The sequence below is a fragment of the Streptomyces sp. NPDC096311 genome (genome assembly GCF_044763085.1).
Lineage (GTDB): Bacteria > Actinomycetota > Actinomycetes > Streptomycetales > Streptomycetaceae > Streptomyces.
In genome coordinates this window covers 289,158-304,949 of sequence record NZ_JBIWFN010000004.1, presented here as the reverse complement: position 1 = coordinate 304,949, position 15,792 = coordinate 289,158, and the positions used below count along the sequence as shown (strand labels likewise).

At 68.0% G+C, this 15,792-nt stretch carries 15 protein-coding genes; 9 read left to right on the top strand and 6 right to left on the bottom strand.

Annotation, left to right across the window (positions count from 1 at the left end):
- The first annotated feature begins 130 nt into the window (after positions 1 to 130).
- Genes ACIRA5_RS12910 through ACIRA5_RS12890 form a run of 5 tightly spaced genes read left to right on the top strand, consistent with a single transcriptional unit; the run spans position 131 to position 6,461 of the window.
- A complete protein-coding gene (locus ACIRA5_RS12910; RefSeq protein ID WP_403690711.1) occupies positions 131 to 1,546 on the top strand; it encodes a glycosyltransferase family 2 protein in 1,416 nt (471 codons plus the stop codon).
- Positions 1,546 to 2,553, top strand: coding sequence for a glycoside hydrolase family 26 protein (locus ACIRA5_RS12905; protein ID WP_403690257.1), 1,008 nt, complete (start codon positions 1,546 to 1,548; stop codon positions 2,551 to 2,553). Before ACIRA5_RS12910 ends, ACIRA5_RS12905 begins: the two co-directional genes overlap by 1 nt.
- The gene (locus ACIRA5_RS12900; protein WP_403690254.1) at positions 2,550 to 4,346 is read left to right on the top strand and encodes an ArnT family glycosyltransferase; all 1,797 of its coding nucleotides are present in this window, start codon (positions 2,550 to 2,552) and stop codon (positions 4,344 to 4,346) included. Before ACIRA5_RS12905 ends, ACIRA5_RS12900 begins: the two co-directional genes overlap by 4 nt.
- A 55-nt stretch (positions 4,347 to 4,401) precedes the next feature.
- A complete protein-coding gene (locus tag ACIRA5_RS12895; RefSeq protein ID WP_403690251.1) occupies positions 4,402 to 5,712 on the top strand; it encodes a UDP-glucose dehydrogenase family protein in 1,311 nt (436 codons plus the stop codon).
- Between the two features lie 8 nt (positions 5,713 to 5,720).
- Positions 5,721 to 6,461: a polyprenol monophosphomannose synthase gene (locus ACIRA5_RS12890; RefSeq protein WP_101400129.1), complete on the top strand. Its 741-nt coding sequence runs from the start codon at positions 5,721 to 5,723 to the stop codon at positions 6,459 to 6,461.
- Between the two features lie 32 nt (positions 6,462 to 6,493).
- Here the strand turns inward: ACIRA5_RS12890 and ACIRA5_RS12885 are convergent, their stop codons facing one another.
- Positions 6,494 to 7,375 (bottom strand): hypothetical protein, encoded by an 882-nt coding sequence (locus ACIRA5_RS12885; protein ID WP_403690248.1) that lies wholly within the window; start codon positions 7,373 to 7,375, stop codon positions 6,494 to 6,496.
- Positions 7,376 to 7,848: 473 nt separating this feature from the next.
- Here ACIRA5_RS12885 and rplM point away from each other — a divergent pair, with 473 nt between their 5' ends.
- The 3 genes from rplM to glmM all read left to right on the top strand — a co-directional run bounded on the left by rplM (position 7,849) and on the right by glmM (position 10,381).
- Complete coding sequence (gene rplM, locus ACIRA5_RS12880) at positions 7,849 to 8,292, top strand: 50S ribosomal protein L13 (RefSeq protein WP_075028506.1); 444 nt, start codon at positions 7,849 to 7,851, stop codon at positions 8,290 to 8,292.
- Positions 8,293 to 8,337: 45 nt separating this feature from the next.
- Positions 8,338 to 8,859, top strand: a complete 522-nt coding sequence (rpsI, locus tag ACIRA5_RS12875; protein WP_060895271.1) for a 30S ribosomal protein S9 — start codon at positions 8,338 to 8,340, stop codon at positions 8,857 to 8,859.
- Between the two features lie 163 nt (positions 8,860 to 9,022).
- Complete coding sequence (gene glmM / locus ACIRA5_RS12870; protein WP_403690243.1) at positions 9,023 to 10,381, top strand: phosphoglucosamine mutase; 1,359 nt, start codon at positions 9,023 to 9,025, stop codon at positions 10,379 to 10,381.
- Here glmM and ACIRA5_RS12865 read toward each other — a convergent pair.
- Together ACIRA5_RS12865 and coaA are read right to left on the bottom strand one after the other, a co-directional pair.
- Positions 10,378 to 11,325 (bottom strand): DUF389 domain-containing protein, encoded by a 948-nt coding sequence (locus ACIRA5_RS12865; RefSeq protein ID WP_403690241.1) that lies wholly within the window; start codon positions 11,323 to 11,325, stop codon positions 10,378 to 10,380. The two genes, glmM and ACIRA5_RS12865, sit on opposite strands and share 4 nt — an antisense overlap.
- Before the next feature lie 45 nt (positions 11,326 to 11,370).
- Positions 11,371 to 12,339 (bottom strand): type I pantothenate kinase, encoded by a 969-nt coding sequence (gene coaA, locus ACIRA5_RS12860; protein WP_352046447.1) that lies wholly within the window; start codon positions 12,337 to 12,339, stop codon positions 11,371 to 11,373.
- Between the two features lie 200 nt (positions 12,340 to 12,539).
- Between coaA and glmS the strand changes: the two genes are divergently transcribed.
- Positions 12,540 to 14,387, top strand: a complete 1,848-nt coding sequence (gene glmS / locus ACIRA5_RS12855; RefSeq protein WP_403690239.1) for a glutamine--fructose-6-phosphate transaminase (isomerizing) — start codon at positions 12,540 to 12,542, stop codon at positions 14,385 to 14,387.
- On the opposite strand, the gene ACIRA5_RS12850 is transcribed toward glmS, so the two are convergent.
- From ACIRA5_RS12850 to ACIRA5_RS12840, 3 genes are read right to left on the bottom strand one after another with little or no spacing between them, the layout of a single operon-like run.
- Positions 14,348 to 14,569 carry a DUF397 domain-containing protein gene (locus ACIRA5_RS12850; protein ID WP_403690237.1) on the bottom strand — a complete coding sequence of 74 codons (222 nt, stop codon included), beginning with the start codon at positions 14,567 to 14,569 and terminating at the stop codon, positions 14,348 to 14,350. The two genes, glmS and ACIRA5_RS12850, sit on opposite strands and share 40 nt — an antisense overlap.
- Positions 14,566 to 14,778: a DUF397 domain-containing protein gene (locus ACIRA5_RS12845; RefSeq protein WP_403690234.1), complete on the bottom strand. Its 213-nt coding sequence runs from the start codon at positions 14,776 to 14,778 to the stop codon at positions 14,566 to 14,568. The genes ACIRA5_RS12850 and ACIRA5_RS12845 overlap by 4 nt, the downstream gene beginning before the upstream one ends.
- Positions 14,779 to 14,786: 8 nt before the next feature.
- Positions 14,787 to 15,638, bottom strand: a complete 852-nt coding sequence (locus tag ACIRA5_RS12840; protein ID WP_403690230.1) for a helix-turn-helix domain-containing protein — start codon at positions 15,636 to 15,638, stop codon at positions 14,787 to 14,789.
- Positions 15,639 to 15,792 lie beyond the last annotated feature (154 nt).

Sequence of the window (15,792 nt, the reverse complement as noted above, 5' to 3'; positions counted from 1 at the left end):
AGCGGGGCGCGGCGGCCAGGTCTCCCTGGGATTGCTGCCGCTGCCGCCCAGCGAGGCTGAGAAGTACTCGTACGCCAAGCGGCATCTGTGGATTCTGACGATCAGTTCGCTGGTCAGCTTTCTCTGCCTGATCGTGAGCCAGTTCAAGCTGGCGCAGTCCACGCCGGTGCTGTGGATCTACACGCCGCTGCTCGTCTTCACGGTGATCTATTACCTGATCTCGCTGCGGGTGAACGGCTTCACGCGGGACTTCGACATCAAGTACCACCGGCGTCTGGTGGCGAACTGGCGGCCCGAGGTCTATCCCTCGGTCGACGTCTTCCTGCCGGTGTGCGGTGAGCCCATCGAGGTGCTGCACAACACCTGGACGCATGTGCGGGCGATGGCCGACCGGTATCCGGGCGTCTGTGTTCCGTTCGTGCTCGACGACGGGGCCAGCTCCGAGCTCGAGGCGATGGCGCACGACTTCGGGTTCCGCTACGGCACCCGGGAGAACCGCGGCTGGTTCAAGAAGGCGGGCAATCTGCACTTCGGTTTCGGGCAGTCGGACGGTGAGTTCTGCCTCATCCTCGACGCCGACTTCACGCCACGCGCCGACCTGCTAGAAGAGCTGTTGCCGTACATGGCCGAGGACCCGCGCGTCGGGATCGTCCAGTCCCCGCAGTACTTCCGCGTCCTGGACTCGCAGAACTGGATCGAGCGCGGTGCGGGCGCCGTGCAGGAGCTGTTCTACCGCTCCGTCCAGGTGTCCCGGCAGGGCAGCGACGGCGCGATCTGCGTCGGCTCCTGTGCCATCTACCGGCGGGCCGCCCTGGACACCAACGGCGGGACCACGCTGATCGAGCACTCCGAGGACGTCCATACGGGCTTCGACCTGCGCGGCCTGGGCTGGGATCTGCGGTACGTGCCGGTCGCCGTTTCCACCGGGGTCTGCCCGGACAGCGCGGGCGCCTTCTTCAACCAGCAGTACCGCTGGTGCTCGGGCTCGATGAGCCTGCTCGGCAGCAAGAAGTTCTGGCAGCGGAAGATCAAGCTGTCCAGCCGCCTCTGCTACATGTCGGGCTTCTTCTACTACATCCATACGGCGCTGTTCACCTTCGCGGCGCCGGTGATCCCGATCGTGCTGCTGCTGATGATGCCGGAGAAGCTCAAGGTCGAGAATCTGCTCCTGGTGGTGCCCAGCATCGTCTACACCACGATCATCTTCCCTATGTGGCACAAGGCCCCCTACCGGCTCGAGGCCTGGGCGGCCCGCATGATGTATGGCTGGGCCCATGTCTTCGCGATCTGGGACATCCTCCGCAAGAACCGCATGGGCTGGCAGCCGACCGGCTCCTCCGGTGCCAAGAAGAACAAGACCCGGCGCTTCTGGATCGGCATGTGGATGTGGAGCGGCGGCACCGCTCTGATCTGGGTGGGCGCCGGGGCATGGCGGATGTTCACGATGAACGCCCCCGACTTCGCCCTGATCCTGTCCTCCGGACTCTTCTACGCCCTCGTCGTGGGCCGCGTTCTGGTCCAGCCCCGAGCGGAGGCGGCCGCCTGATGTTGTCCACCCGCGCACGGTCCGCCGTGCTCGCGCTCTCCGCGCTGCTCATGCTCAGCGGCTGCTCGCTGCTCGGCGAGGACACCGACTCGTCGGCCTCCTCCGGAGGCGCGAAGCCGGAGTCCTCGGCGAGCGCCGAGTCGAACGTCCCGTACGACGTCGTCCCGCTGCTCAAGCCGGCGAAGAAATATTACGGAGCGGCCGTCGAGGGCGCCCCGACCTCGATGAAGAACGTCGACGCGTACACGAAGATGACCGGCAAACAGCCGAACCTGATCGAGTACTACGCAGGGTGGGGCGACGGCTTCGACGCCAGCGGGGTCCGCAAGGCCTGGGGCGAGGGCGCCCTGACGCTGATGTCCTGGGAGCCCTTCGACGTCTCGTTCACCGACATCGCGGCCGGCAAGTCGGACGCGTACATCAAGAAGTACGCGACGGCGGTCCGGAAGCTGAACCTGCCCGTCGTGATCGACTTCGCCGACGAGATGAACGGCCACTGGGAGAAGTGGGGCACCCAGAGCGTCACGCCCCAGCAGTACGTGGCCGCCTGGCGGCACATCCACGACACGTTCCTCGACGCCGGGGCCTCGAACGTGATCTGGGCCTGGGCGCCCAACATCATCAACCCGGTCAAGACCGTCAAGCTGAAGCCGTACTACCCGGGCGACGGCTATGTCGACTGGGTCGGCCTCGTCGGCTACTTCACGCTTGGCGAGGACAACGCCTTCGAGAGCGTCTTCGGCCCGACCCGGGACCAGATCCGCACCTTCACCAAGAAGCCCATGCTGCTCCTGGAGACCGGGGCCATGCCCGGCGAGCGGCGTCGCGCCGACATCCGCAACCTCTTCGCGGGTGTGGAGGCCGACGACAACATGATCGGCTTCATCTGGTTCAACCACCGCAAGCGTGCCGACTGGCGGCTGGAGGCGAGCCCGCTGGCCCTCGAGGAGTTCAAGCGCCTCGCCGCGAACGACCTCTTCGGCTTCGACATACGGAAGTCGCGATGAACGCCGGACAGAACCACTACACGCCGCAGCCCTACGACCCGTACGGCGCGGACGAGGAGGATGGCACGTGGTTCAACTCCGAGGGTGAGTCGGCGGCGTACCAGCAGCAGTACCAAGGCCAGTACCAGCAGCAGTACCAAGGGCAGTACCAGGAGCAGCAGCAGTACGCTCCGGCCATTCCCGAGCAGCGGCACGGCGACCAGCCCACGTACGCGCTGCGCACCGTCGAGCAGCAGGTGCCCGCCGAACCCGCGTACACGATTCCGGAGACGCCGGACGCCGGGTGGGACGACACCCCCAGTCGGCGACGCTCCTGGGTGAGCCGTGGGGTGCTGCTGTTCGTCCTGGCGATCCAGGCCGTGCTGTCGCTGCGCCTGTCCAACACCGCCTTCCAGGACGAGGCCCTGTACCTGGCGGCCGGGCATAACATCATCGACCACCTGATGAACGGCACACCGCTGCACAGCGGTTACGAGTCGTACTTCTCGGGGTCGCCGATGCTGTACCCGGTGGCGGCCGCGGTCGTCGACGGATACTTCGGGCTGTCCGGAGCGCGGCTGCTCAGCCTGCTGTGCATGCTGGGCGCCACCAGCCTGCTGTACTCCTTCACCCGGCGCATGTTCAACGAGCGCGTCGCGCTGGTGGCCGCCGCCCTGTTCGCGGTCACTCAGCCGACGATCGTGCTGGGCTGGTTCGCCACCTACGACGCGCCCGCGATCTTCCTCCTCGCCCTGGCCGCCTGGATCGTCGTACGTACCAACCGGGCGCCCGCGGTCGTCGTGCTGCTCGCGGCACCCGTGATGGTCCTCGCCGTCGCGGTGAAGTACGCGTCCGCGCTGTACGTGCCCACTCTGATCGTGCTCGCCGCGCTGACGAGCTGGCACTACCGCGGCTGGCGCTCTCTGTGGCGGGCGGCCCTGCTGGCCGTGGGCACCGGTGTGCTCGTCGGCGTCGGGCTGATGTACACGAACGTCCTGGCGGGCGTGAAGCAGACCACCACCAACCGTGCGCACGGTACCGATGCCGCCATGGATCTCCTGGAGAAGTCGGGGGAGTGGGGCGGGCTGATGTTCGCCACGGCCTGCGCGGGCGCGTTCTTCTACGCGCGCCGGGGCCGGATGAACGAGTCCCCGCGCTCGTACGGGCTGCACGGGCCGGGCTGGCGCTGGCGCACGCTGCTCGGGCTGCTGCTGACGGGCACGGCGTTGCTGGCTCCGGCGTACCAGATCCATCTGCAGACCTCCGTCTCGCTCTACAAGCACCTGGACTTCGGTCTGCTCTTCGCCGCGCCGATGGCGGGGATCGGCGTGATCCGCCTGGTCGGCAAACACTTCCGCTACCCCCAGCTGGGCATCCTGATCTGGGTCACCGCGTTGTGCCTCGGTGTCTCGCAGTCGGAATGGCGCTTCGGCCTGTGGCCGGATTCGACGCCGCTCGTCAAGGCGATCGAGCCGTACATGAAGCCCAAGGGCAAGTATCTGGGTGCCACGTACGAGGTTCCTGTCTACTACCTGCGGGACAAGACGGAACACTCTCAGTGGACCTCGACGTACGGCATCGGGTACGCGGACAAAAAGGGCGTCGTCCACCACGGCAACGAGGGTTACCGACTCGCTCTGAAGGACGGCTACTTCGACCTCGTCGTCCTGGATGGCATCGCCACCCCGGAGCTCGACAAGTACCTCGAGCGGCAGGTGCGCGAGAGCGGGCACTACCGCCTGGTCGGCGCGATCCCGTTCAAGCTCAGCTCGGGCGGCTCGGGCACGTACCAGATCTGGACGAAGACGTCCTGAACGCCGGTCGCCGCTCACCTTTTTTGTTCCTGATCCCGTAGGAAAGGCCGTGCTCATGCGGCTCACAGTCATCGGCACCGGCTATCTCGGTGCCACCCACGCCGCCTGTATGGCGGAGCTCGGGCACGAGGTGCTCGGGGTCGATGTCGACGCCGACAAGGTGGCCGCGCTGGCCGCCGGGCGGGTGCCCTTCCACGAGCCCGGGCTCGGTGAACTCGTCCGGGGGCATCTCGCCTCGGGACGGCTGCGGTTCACCACCTCCTACGAGGAGGCGGCGGCTTTCGGGCAGGTGCACTTCGTGTGCGTCGGGACCCCGCAGCGGACCGACTGCGACGGTGCCGACCTGCGGTACGTCGACGCGGCGTTCGCGGCGATCGCCGCGCACGCGGCGCAGGACGCGCTGCTCGTCGGGAAGTCGACCGTGCCGGTGGGAACGGCCCGGCGGCTCGCGGACACCCATGACGTGGAGGTCGCCTGGAACCCCGAGTTCCTGCGCGAGGGCTTCGCCGTCGAGGACACCCTGCGGCCCGACCGGCTGGTGTTCGGCGTCGGCTCCGCACGTGCCGAGGCGATCCTGCGGGAGGTGTACGCCCCGGTCCTGGCTGCCGGGACGCCGCTGGTCACCGCGGACTTCCCGACCGCCGAGCTGGTCAAGACGGCCGCCAACGCCTTCCTCGCCACCAAGATCTCGTTCATCAACGCGATGGCGGAGGTGTGCGAGGCGGCTGGCGGCGACGTGTCCGTCCTGGCCGAGGCCATCGGCCACGACGACCGGATCGGCGCGAAGTTCCTGCGCGCGGGTGTCGGGTTCGGCGGCGGCTGTCTGCCCAAGGACATCCGCGCCTTCGCGCACCGCGCCGACGAGCTCGGCGTCCCGCTCGGGTTCCTGCGCGAGGTCGACGCCATCAACATGCGCCGCCGCGACAAGGTGGTCGCGCTCGCCCGGGAACTGTGCGGGGGAGGGGTCCTCGGGGCCCGGATCGCCGTCCTGGGCGCCGCGTTCAAGCCGGACTCGGACGACATCCGCGACTCGCCCGCGCTGAACGTGGCCGCCCGGCTGCGGCTCGACGGCGCCGACGTCACGGTCTACGACCCCGAGGCGATGGACAATGCCCGCAAGGCGTATCCGCTGCTCGGTTACGCCGTCTCGGCCGAGGAGGCACTCGGCGGGGCGGACCTCGTGCTGCATCTGACGGAGTGGCCGCAGTTCCGGGAGCTGGATCCGGGGCCGCTGGCCGCCCTGGTGTCCCGTCCGCGGATCGTGGACGGCAGAGGAGTGCTCGACGCGGACCGCTGGACCGCGGCGGGCTGGGAATTCCGGGCGCTGGGACGTCCAGCGCCCGGCGGGGAGGGGAGAAGGGCTTGACGCACGACATGGGGGCGGACACCGCGGTGACCGTGGTGATGCCGACCTACAACGAGGCGGCCAACCTGCCGAGAATGGCCGAAGCGGTGCTTCAACTGCCGCTCGACGGGCTGCACTTGAAGATCGTGGACGACTCCAGCCCGGACGGCACCGGCAGGATCGCCGACGAGCTGGCGGAGAAGTACAACACCAAGGGGCGGCGCCGGATGAGCGTGCTGCACCGCACCGAGAAGGACGGACTCGGGCGCGCCTACGCGGCCGGGATGAGCCTCGCGCTCGACGAGGGCGCCGAGTACGTCGTCCAGATGGACGCCGACGGCAGCCACCCCGTCGAGGCCGTGCCCCGGATGCTCGGCACGGCCCTGGCCAACGGGGTGGGGCTGGTCATCGGCAGCCGGTACGTCGAGGGCGGCTCGCTGGACGAGGACTGGGGCGCGCACCGCGTCCTGCTCTCCCGCTTCGCCAACCGGTACGCCCGTACCGTACTCGGCACCCGGATCCGGGACATCACGGCCGGGTTCAACCTGTGGTCGGCCCAGGCCCTGCGCGACATCGACCTGGCCACGCTGGACAGCGCCGGTTACAGCTTCCAGGTCGAGTTGAAGTACAAGGCCGTACGGGCGGGGCACAGCGCCGTCGAGATCCCGATCCGCTTCGAGGAGCGGACCGAGGGGGTCTCGAAGATGACGCTGAAGACGCAGCTGGAGTCGGCGGTGGTGCCGATCCGGCTGCGCATGAAGAACAAGTGACCCGGGGCCCGGGTACGGCGGCGGCCGGCCGGTTACTGGTTGGCCGCCGTCGACGCCTGGGCCTCGCCGCGGCGGCGGATCTGGCGGAAGGCGAACTCGGCCAGGTCGTCGCCGGTCGTGAAGACCTTGGCGTCCTTCGTCGTCACGTCCTTGCCGTTGGTGAAGCCGGCCAGCGTGAAGTAGGCGTAACGGCCGTAGGAGTTGGTGGTCGAGCGGCAGACCGCCGTACGGCAGAAGTTGGCGACGCCCTGGCCGGACAGTGAGGTGATGATGCTCTTGCTGTCCGCCTCGGACTTCGCCTTGGCCGCCTGGGCCGCGGTGTTGAAGACCGCGACGCCGACGGTCACCGAGACGCCGTCCTTGCTGTAGGTGACGCGCATCATCCGGGTGCAGTCGTTCTTGTTGAGCACCGCGGGCAGCGTGCCCTGCACGGCCGACGCGCAGTTCGTCGTCGAGGCGGTGGGGCCCTTGCGGTAGACGCGGTCACCCATCGTGAGCTGCGAACCGGGGAAGAGGATGTCCGGGCTGAGCGGCGCGGTGTCCTTCTGCACGCTGGATATGAAGTCCATCGGATCCAGCGGCGGCGGCGCCGAGGTCGGCGCGAACGTCGGTACCGGCGCCGTGCTGTCGCTCGGGATGCTCGCGGTGACGGGCAGCTTGCTGGGCGTGTTCCCGGCCTGGTTGTCCCCGTTCGAGGAGACGACGGCCACGGCGACGGCGGCGCCGACCGCGATCGTGGCGACCGCCGAGCCGACGATCACCAGCAGTCTGCGCCTACGGTTGCGTGTCTCGGACGCCTCGGCGAGTGCCGCCCAGTCCGGAGTCTGGTTCCGACGTCCCCAATCGGGTTGCTGAGAACCAGGCTTCCAGGGATCCCACGGAGGCTCCCCCTGCCCACCCTGCCCATAACTCATGGGGCGCATCTTAGACGGGCTCCGGGGGGTGGCGTTCCGCACCGGAGGGCACTTGAGCCCCTAGCGTGACCTGAGTGCGCACGGGCAAAACTGACATCTCCGGGTGGTTGGTGCGACACGCTTCGACAGGCTCCCCGGCATCGGCCGTCCGGTGACGCCGGGTAGTCGGACCGTTGCGGAAGAAAGGACTGCCTTACTCTGTTCACAAGGACTGTTCGCGTGGCCCTGAGTGCCCAGGCACTCGGGTCGCGAACCCGCGTTTTGACCCGTCCGGGCAACCGCGGGTACTCTTGCAGTTCGTTATGTGTATTGGCTTGCTCATTCTCACGTGAGGGGCCCTTACACCGGTCCACCGGGGCCGATGACCAGCGACCAGCACTCGGTATGCGTCACCGAGGTGCGGTCAGGGCTGTCGTGATCGTCCGTGGTGGCCATGTCAGGACCCACTCACTGAAGAAGCGAAGGCTACGACCGTGCGTACGTACAGCCCCAAGCCCGGCGACATCACTCGCCAGTGGTACGTCATCGACGCCCAGGATGTCGTCCTGGGCCGTCTGGCGACCACTGCCGCGAACATCCTGCGGGGCAAGCACAAGCCGATCTTTGCGCCGCACGTCGATGCTGGTGACTTCGTCATCATCATCAACGCCGACAAGGTGCACCTCTCCGGCAACAAGAAGACCCAGAAGCTGGCGTACCGCCACTCCGGCTACCCGGGTGGTCTGCGCTCCGTCCGTTACGACGAGCTGCTGGCCAAGAACCCCGAGAAGGCCATCGAGAAGGCCATCAAGGGCATGATCCCCAAGAACACCCTGGGCCGTCAGGTGCTCTCGAAGCTGAAGGTCTACGCGGGCGAGAACCACCCGCACGCTGCTCAGCAGCCGGTCCCGTTCGAGATCACCCAGGTCGCGCAGTAGTTCCGGCCACCACCCCCTAAGACAGAAAAGAATCTGAGGAGAATCGTGGCCGAGACCACCGTTGAGCAGCCGGTCGAAGAGACTGAGCTCGTCGACATCGAGAACTACACCACCGAGTCCGAGGTCCCCGTCGAGGGCGAGTACACCTCGGAGTCGCTCGCGGGCCGCTTCGGCGACCCGCAGCCGGCCGCCGGCCTGGGCCGTCGCAAGAACGCGATCGCCCGCGTCCGGATCGTCCCGGGCACCGGCAAGTGGAAGATCAACGGTCGCACCCTTGAGGACTACTTCCCCAACAAGGTGCACCAGCAGGAAGTCAACGAGCCCTTCAAGGTGCTCGAGCTCGACAACCGCTACGACGTCATCGCCCGCATCTCGGGTGGCGGCGTCTCCGGTCAGGCCGGTGCGCTCCGTCTCGGTGTCGCCCGCGCGCTGAACGAGGCGGACGTGGACAACAACCGCCCGGCCCTGAAGAAGGCCGGCTTCCTCAAGCGCGACGACCGTGCGGTCGAGCGCAAGAAGGCCGGTCTCAAGAAGGCCCGTAAGGCTCCGCAGTACAGCAAGCGTTAATCACTGGCTGCTGCGTATTCGTACGACCGTTCGCCCCGGCGGCACGCTGTGTGCCGCCGGGGCGTTCGTTTATCACAGCCCAGGGCGTATAACGGCACAAGGCGCTCAAAGGCTTGCATGATCGGATGACTTCCGAAAACTGAGCTTCATCAGGAGGACACCAGTGGGACGACTCTTCGGCACGGACGGCGTGCGCGGTGTCGCCAACGCGGATCTGACGGCCGAGCTGGCGCTCGGTCTCTCCGTGGCGGCGGCACATGTGCTGGCCGAGGCGGGTACGTTCGAGGGCCACCGGCCGGTGGCAGTGGTCGGGCGGGACCCGCGCGCGTCCGGGGAGTTCCTGGAAGCCGCTGTGGTCGCGGGTCTGGCCAGCGCGGGTGTGGACGTCCTGCTCGTCGGTGTGCTGCCCACCCCCGCGGTGGCGTACCTCACCGGCGCGCTGGGCGCCGACCTCGGCGTGATGCTCTCGGCCAGCCACAACGCCATGCCCGACAACGGCATCAAGTTCTTCGCCCGCGGCGGCCACAAGCTCGCCGACGAGCTGGAGGACAGGATCGAGGGCGTCTACGAGGAGCACCGCACCGGTGCGCCCTGGGACCGGCCCACCGGCGCCGGGGTCGGGCGCGTGCGTGCGTATGACGAGGGGCTCGACCAGTACGTCGCCCATCTCCTCGGCGTGCTCCCGAACCGCCTCGACGGCCTGAAGGTCGTCCTCGACGAGGCGCACGGCGCCGCCGCCCGAGTGTCTCCTGAGGCCTTCACGCAGGCCGGTGCCGAGATCATCACGATCGGCGCCGCGCCCGACGGCCTGAACATCAACGACGGCTGCGGCTCCACCCACCTCGACCTCCTGAAGGCCGCCGTCGTCGAGCACGGGGCCGACCTCGGCATCGCGCACGACGGTGACGCCGACCGCTGTCTCGCCGTGGACCACACGGGTGCCGAGGTGGACGGCGACCAGATCCTGGCCGTGCTCGCGCTGGCGATGCGGGAGCGTTCCGCACTGCGCTCCGACACGGTTGTCGCGACGGTCATGTCCAACCTGGGCTTCAAGCTGGCCATGGAGCGCGAGGGCGTCTCCCTCATCCAGACCGCGGTCGGCGACCGCTATGTCCTGGAGGAGATGAAGGAGCACAACTACGCGCTCGGCGGCGAGCAGTCCGGGCACGTGATCATCCTCGACCACGCCACCACCGGCGACGGCACGCTGACCGGCCTGCTGCTGGCGGCCCGGATCGCCCAGACCGGCCGTACGCTCCAGGACCTCGCGTCCGTCATGGAACGGCTGCCGCAGGTCCTCATCAACGTCCCCGACGTCGACCGCACGCGCGTGAACAGCTCCGCCGAACTGGCGGCCGCGGTCGCCGAGGCCGAGCGGGAACTCGGCTCCACCGGCCGGGTGCTGCTGCGTCCCTCCGGCACCGAGCCGCTCGTCCGGGTCATGGTCGAGGCCGCCGACATCGACCACGCGCGGTCGGTGGCGGGGCGGCTCGCGGACGCGGTGAAGTCGGCGCTGGGCTAGAACCGACCTGTTCGGGCGGCACGTTCACGCTGCTGGGCCCAGAGCCACTTCTGGACGACCAGCGTGAACGTACCGGCCAGCACGATGCCCAGCAGGTTGAGCAGCAGCTGCTCGATGGAGCCCCAGGCCTGCCGGTACTCGCCATAGGTGAACGCCACGGCCGCGTTCGCCGCCGCCGGAACCGTGGTCACGGAGATGGCGACCCCGACCAGCGCGCCCGACTTCGCCGAGGTCAGCGAGAGGGTGCCGGCCGCGCCGGCCAGGACCGCGACGACGAACGAGAACCAGTCGGGACGGTAGATGAAGTTGGTGTTGGGCCGCTCGGCGTCCAGTTTGACCGCGCTGAAAAGGTCCACCGCGTCCATGAAGTACGTGAAGCCGACCGTCACCACCAACGCCACCGCGAAGCCCACGAGCAGGGCGTTCAGGGAGCGCCACGCCAGCCGGGGCACGCGTTGGACCAGTGCCGTGCAGATGCCGGCCAGCGGCCCGAACTCCGGGCCCACCGCCATCGCGCCCACGATCAGGATCGCGTTGTCGAGGACCACACCACAGGCCGCGATCATCGTGGCGAGCGTGAGGAAGGCGACGTAGGTCACCGAGAGCGTCGACTCCTCGTGCGTCGCGTCGGCCAGGTGCTCCCACAGCACCGCGTCCGCGCCCTCGCCCGGCGCCTCCTCCTCGGCCTTCTCGGCGCGCTTCGACAGCGACAGGTCGATGTTCTCGACGGCGATCGACCCGGTCCGGTCGAGCTCCATCTCCCGCAGCCCGCCGATCAGTTCGTCCCCCGCCTCGCGCGCCACGTCGCACATGACGACGTCTCCGGCCGGGTTGCGGGCGGCGCCCGTGAGCACGACGAGATGGGTCGTGCCCACGGTCCTCTCGATCAGCCGTACGACGTCGTCGGTGCGGTCGGCCGGGGTGATCAGGCGCAGATGCAGCATGCGGCGCAGGCTACCCGCACGGGATGACGGTCCTGCGGCCCGTCCCTACAGCTTGCGCAGGCTCAGGCGCTGCACCTTGTGGTCCGGGCCCTTGCGCACGACGAGGGTGGCGCGGCCGCGGGTGGGGGCCACGTTCTCCAGCAGGTTGGGCTTGTTGATGGTGCGCCAGGTCGTGCGGGCGTAGTCGAGCGCCTCCTCCTCGGAGACCTGCGTGTACCTGCGGAAGTAGGAGTCGGGCTTCTGGAAGGCGGTCTGGCGGAGCTTCTTGAACCGGTTGAGGTACCAGCGCTCGATGTCCTCGGCGCGGGCGTCGACGTACACGCTGAAGTCGAAGTAGTCCGCGAGGCCGACGCGGGTGCGGCCGTCCTTGCCCGGGAGGGCGGGCTGCAGGACGTTCAGGCCCTCGACGATGAGGATGTCCGGACGGCGGACGGTGAGCCGCTGGTCGGGGACGATGTCGTAGATCAGGTGGGAGTAGACGGGGGCCGTGACCTCGTCCTTCCCCGCCTTGATGTCGGCGACGAACCGGGTGAGGGCCCGACGGTCGTACGACTCGGGGAAACCTTTCCTCGACATCAGACCGCGTGCCTCCAGCTCCTTGGTGGGGAGCAGGAAACCGTCCGTGGTCACCAGTTCGACGCGCGGGTGTTCAGGCCAGCGGGAGAGCAGGGCCTGCAGCAGGCGCGCGACGGTGGACTTGCCGACGGCGACCGATCCGGCCACCCCTATGACGAACGGGGTGCCGGACTGGGAGCCCTTCTCGCCGAGGAAGGTGTTCAGCGCTCCTCTGAGCCCGTCCGTGGCGCCGACATACAGATTGAGCAGTCTGGACAGCGGCAGATAGATGTCCCGCACCTCGTCGAGGTCGATGACATCGCCCAGACCGCGCAGCTTCTCGACCTCCTCGGCGGTCAGCGGCAGCGGCGTCTTTTCGCGCAGCACGCTCCACTCGGATCGGGTGAGGTCGACGTAGGGAGTCGCCTCCGGCCTGTGCCGGTGGGCGCTCCGGGGCATCGGGGAGACCGGAGAGATCACAGTCCATTGTTACGGGAGTGTGGACGGGGTGGGGGGTGGGGTCGGTCACGTAGTCGGTTACGCGGGGTCACACAGGGGCGTCCACGGGGCTGGGGGACCCTGCGAAAGCTGGCTGGAATTTCCGAATTCGGGCACGCGGTGCCGGGATCGGGGGGCTGTTGGCGCTTAGGCTGCGGCGCATGTGCGGAATCGTGGGATACGTGGGGTCGCAGTCGGCGCTTGATGTGGTGATGGCCGGGCTGAAGCGGCTGGAGTACCGGGGGTACGACTCGGCGGGCGTCGCCGTGCTGGCGGACGGGGGGCTCGCCGCCGCGAAGAAGGCCGGGAAGCTCGTCAACCTCGAGAAGGAGCTGGTCGGCCGGCCGCTGCCTGCCGGATCGACGGGGATCGGGCACACGCGCTGGGCCACGCACGGGGGGCCCACGGACGCGAACGCCCATCCGCATCTCGACAACGCCGGGCGCGTCGCCGTCGTGCACAACGGGATCATCGAGAACTTCGCGCTGCTGCGTGCCGAGTTGGCCGAGCGCGGGCACGAGCTGGCCTCCGAGACCGACACCGAGGTGGTCGCACACCTGATCGCCGAGGAGTTCTCGGCGTGCGACGACCTGGCGGAGGCGATGCGACTGGTGTGCCGCCGCCTGGAGGGCGCGTTCACACTGGTCGCCGTGCACGCGGACGATCCGGAGGTGGTGGTGGGGGCGCGGCGGAACTCGCCGCTCGTGGTGGGCGTTGGAGAGGGCGAGGCCTTTCTCGCCTCGGATGTCGCCGCGTTCATCGCCCACACGCGGTCGGCGATCGAGCTGGGTCAGGACCAGGTGGTGGAGCTGCGCCGGGACGGCGTGACGGTCACCGGTTTCGACGGCCGTCCGGCGGACGTGCGTAAGTACCACATCGACTGGGACGCCTCGGCCGCGGAAAAGGGGGGTTATGACTACTTCATGCTCAAGGAGATCGCCGAGCAGCCCAAGGCGGTCGCCGATACGCTCCTGGGCCGGATCGACGCGGCCGGTTCACTGACGCTCGACGAGGTGCGGATCCCGGTTCACGAGCTGCGCGAGATCGACAAGGTCGTCATCGTGGCCTGCGGGACCGCCTTCCACGCCGGGCTGATCGCCAAGTACGCCATCGAGCACTGGACCCGCATCCCGTGCGAGGTGGAGCTCGCGAGCGAGTTCCGGTACCGGGATCCGATTCTCGGTACGCGGTCGCTGGTGATCGCCATCTCCCAGTCCGGCGAGACCATGGACACGCTGATGGCCCTGCGGCACGCCCGTGAGCAGGGCTCCAAGGTCCTGGCGATCTGCAACACGAACGGTTCGACGATCCCACGCGAGTCGGACGCGGTGCTCTACACACACGCGGGTCCTGAGGTCGCCGTCGCGTCCACCAAGGCCTTCCTGACGCAGCTGGTCGCCTGTTATCTCGTCGCGCTGTACCTGGGCCAGGTGCGCGGCACCAAGTGGGGCGACGAGATCCAGGCCGTCATCCGGGACCTGTCCCAGATCTCCGGCGAGGTTGAACGGGTCCTGGAGACCATGGAGCCGGTACGGGAGCTCGCACGATCGCTCGCCGACAAGAAGACCGTGCTGTTCCTGGGGCGGCACGTCGGATATCCGGTCGCCCTGGAAGGTGCCCTCAAGCTCAAGGAGCTGGCCTACATGCACGCCGAGGGCTTCGCGGCGGGTGAGCTGAAGCACGGGCCGATCGCCTTGATCGAGGACGATCTGCCGGTCGTGGTCGTCGTGCCGTCCCCGCGCGGGCGCTCGGTTCTGTACGACAAGATCGTGTCCAACATCCAGGAGATCCGGGCGAGGGGTGCGCGCACGATCGTGATCGCGGAGGAGGGGGACGAGGCGGTGGTGCCCTACGCCGATCACCTGATCCGGATTCCCGTTACGCCGACGTTGCTTCAGCCGCTTGTCTCGACGGTGCCGTTGCAGGTGTTCGCGTGTGAACTGGCGACGGCGCGGGGCAACGAGGTGGATCAGCCTCGGAACCTGGCGAAGTCGGTGACGGTGGAGTGAGTTGTTTTCAGCGCGTCGATGAAGGGAGTGAAGGCTCCGGCCGGGAAGGTGAGGGTGGCCCTGGCCGGGGTCTTTGAGTCGCGGATGGCTATGTGGGTGGGTGAGTTCGCGATTTCCACGCAGTTGTTCCCATCGCCTTCGCCGGAGTAGGACGACTTCCGCCAGTTGTCGGGGGCGGTCATGGGGTGCTTCCGTGGAATTTGGCGAAGTCGGTGCACAGGGCGTCGATGAAGGGAGTGAAGGCTCCGGCCGGGAAGGTGAGGGGGCTCTCGGTCGGGGCCTTCGAGTCGCGAACAGCCACGTGGGTGGGTGAGGCGGCTATCTCCACGCAGTCGTTGCCGTCACCGCCGTCGGAGTACGACGACTTCCACCAGTTGTCGGGGATGTCCATGGGGTGCCTCACAGCTCTTTGGTCAGCCTGTGGATGAAGTCACGCGACCGCTCGGGTTCGAGTGACACGGCTTCTACTTTACGGAAGCGCGTTCGATATGCGCTGAGCTGCGCTTCAGAATCGACGAAGACCGAGCCATGGGGGGCATCACGGACCACCGTGTCCAGTTTGGCCACGGAGCCGCCCACGTAGGTCATGGTGCTTCCAGCTCTGGTGAAGCCGTCCAGGTCGAAGGGGATGACGCGCACCGTGATGTGGTCGGTCTCTGAAAGATCGAGGAGCCTTGCGAGTTGAGCCCGCGAGGCGGCGCGGTCGCCGACCCTGATCCGCAAAGCTGCCTCGTGGATCACAACTTCGTACGGGATGGCGGAAGGGCCCTCGATGATTACCCGGCGTGCCAGCCGGTGGCGGACGCGCAATGCGAGTTCCTCGTCGGTGAGTTCGGGCACCCTGTTCGAGAAGATGGCGCGGGCATAGTCCTTTGTTTGGAGGGGGCCCGGTACGTTCAGGACTGCGACGTCACGTCGGAAGTGGGCGTGGTGATCCAGTTCGGACAGGTCCAGGAACGACGTAGGTAGCAAGCCTCGATACTCCTCCCACCAGCCGCGCGTCCGATCGGTGGCCAGCGTGGCCAGGGCGTCGATGAACTCGCCGTCCGTGCAGGTGTAGTGCGACGCCAGGCGGCGCAGTCGTTGTTCGCTGACGCCTGAGACGCCCGACTCGATCTGGCTGATCTGGACGGAGTTCACCCCGAGCAGTGCTGCCGCCTCGCGGGCGCTGAGGCCTGCCGCCTCGCGGAGCCTGCGCAGTTCGACCGCCAGGCGCATCTGTCGCGCTGTCGGTTCGCGCTTGGTCCCCATCGACTGCTCCTTGGTTCAACGTGCCTGTAGGCGCGACTCGTTCGGGGGGCAGATTACGCGATGGGCTTGCCTAATCTTAAATCTAAGGCCTACCGTCGGTGACGCGACGCACACGCTGCGAAACCTCGGGGCACCGGAAGCGCACCGCTCCGTC

Coding starts and splice junctions, on each gene's coding strand:
- ACIRA5_RS12890 (WP_101400129.1), top strand. CDS start 5,721: ATGGGGGCGGACACCGCGGTGACCGTGGTGATGCCGACCTACAACGAG.
- ACIRA5_RS12840 (WP_403690230.1), bottom strand. CDS start 15,638: ATGGGGACCAAGCGCGAACCGACAGCGCGACAGATGCGCCTGGCGGTC.
- ACIRA5_RS12885 (WP_403690248.1), bottom strand. CDS start 7,375: ATGAGTTATGGGCAGGGTGGGCAGGGGGAGCCTCCGTGGGATCCCTGG.
- glmS (WP_403690239.1), top strand. CDS start 12,540: ATGTGCGGAATCGTGGGATACGTGGGGTCGCAGTCGGCGCTTGATGTG.
- ACIRA5_RS12905 (WP_403690257.1), top strand. CDS start 1,546: ATGTTGTCCACCCGCGCACGGTCCGCCGTGCTCGCGCTCTCCGCGCTG.
- ACIRA5_RS12850 (WP_403690237.1), bottom strand. CDS start 14,569: ATGACCGCCCCCGACAACTGGCGGAAGTCGTCCTACTCCGGCGAAGGC.
- coaA (WP_352046447.1), bottom strand. CDS start 12,339: ATGCCCCGGAGCGCCCACCGGCACAGGCCGGAGGCGACTCCCTACGTC.
- ACIRA5_RS12845 (WP_403690234.1), bottom strand. CDS start 14,778: ATGGACATCCCCGACAACTGGTGGAAGTCGTCGTACTCCGACGGCGGT.
- ACIRA5_RS12900 (WP_403690254.1), top strand. CDS start 2,550: ATGAACGCCGGACAGAACCACTACACGCCGCAGCCCTACGACCCGTAC.
- ACIRA5_RS12865 (WP_403690241.1), bottom strand. CDS start 11,325: ATGCTGCATCTGCGCCTGATCACCCCGGCCGACCGCACCGACGACGTC.
- ACIRA5_RS12895 (WP_403690251.1), top strand. CDS start 4,402: ATGCGGCTCACAGTCATCGGCACCGGCTATCTCGGTGCCACCCACGCC.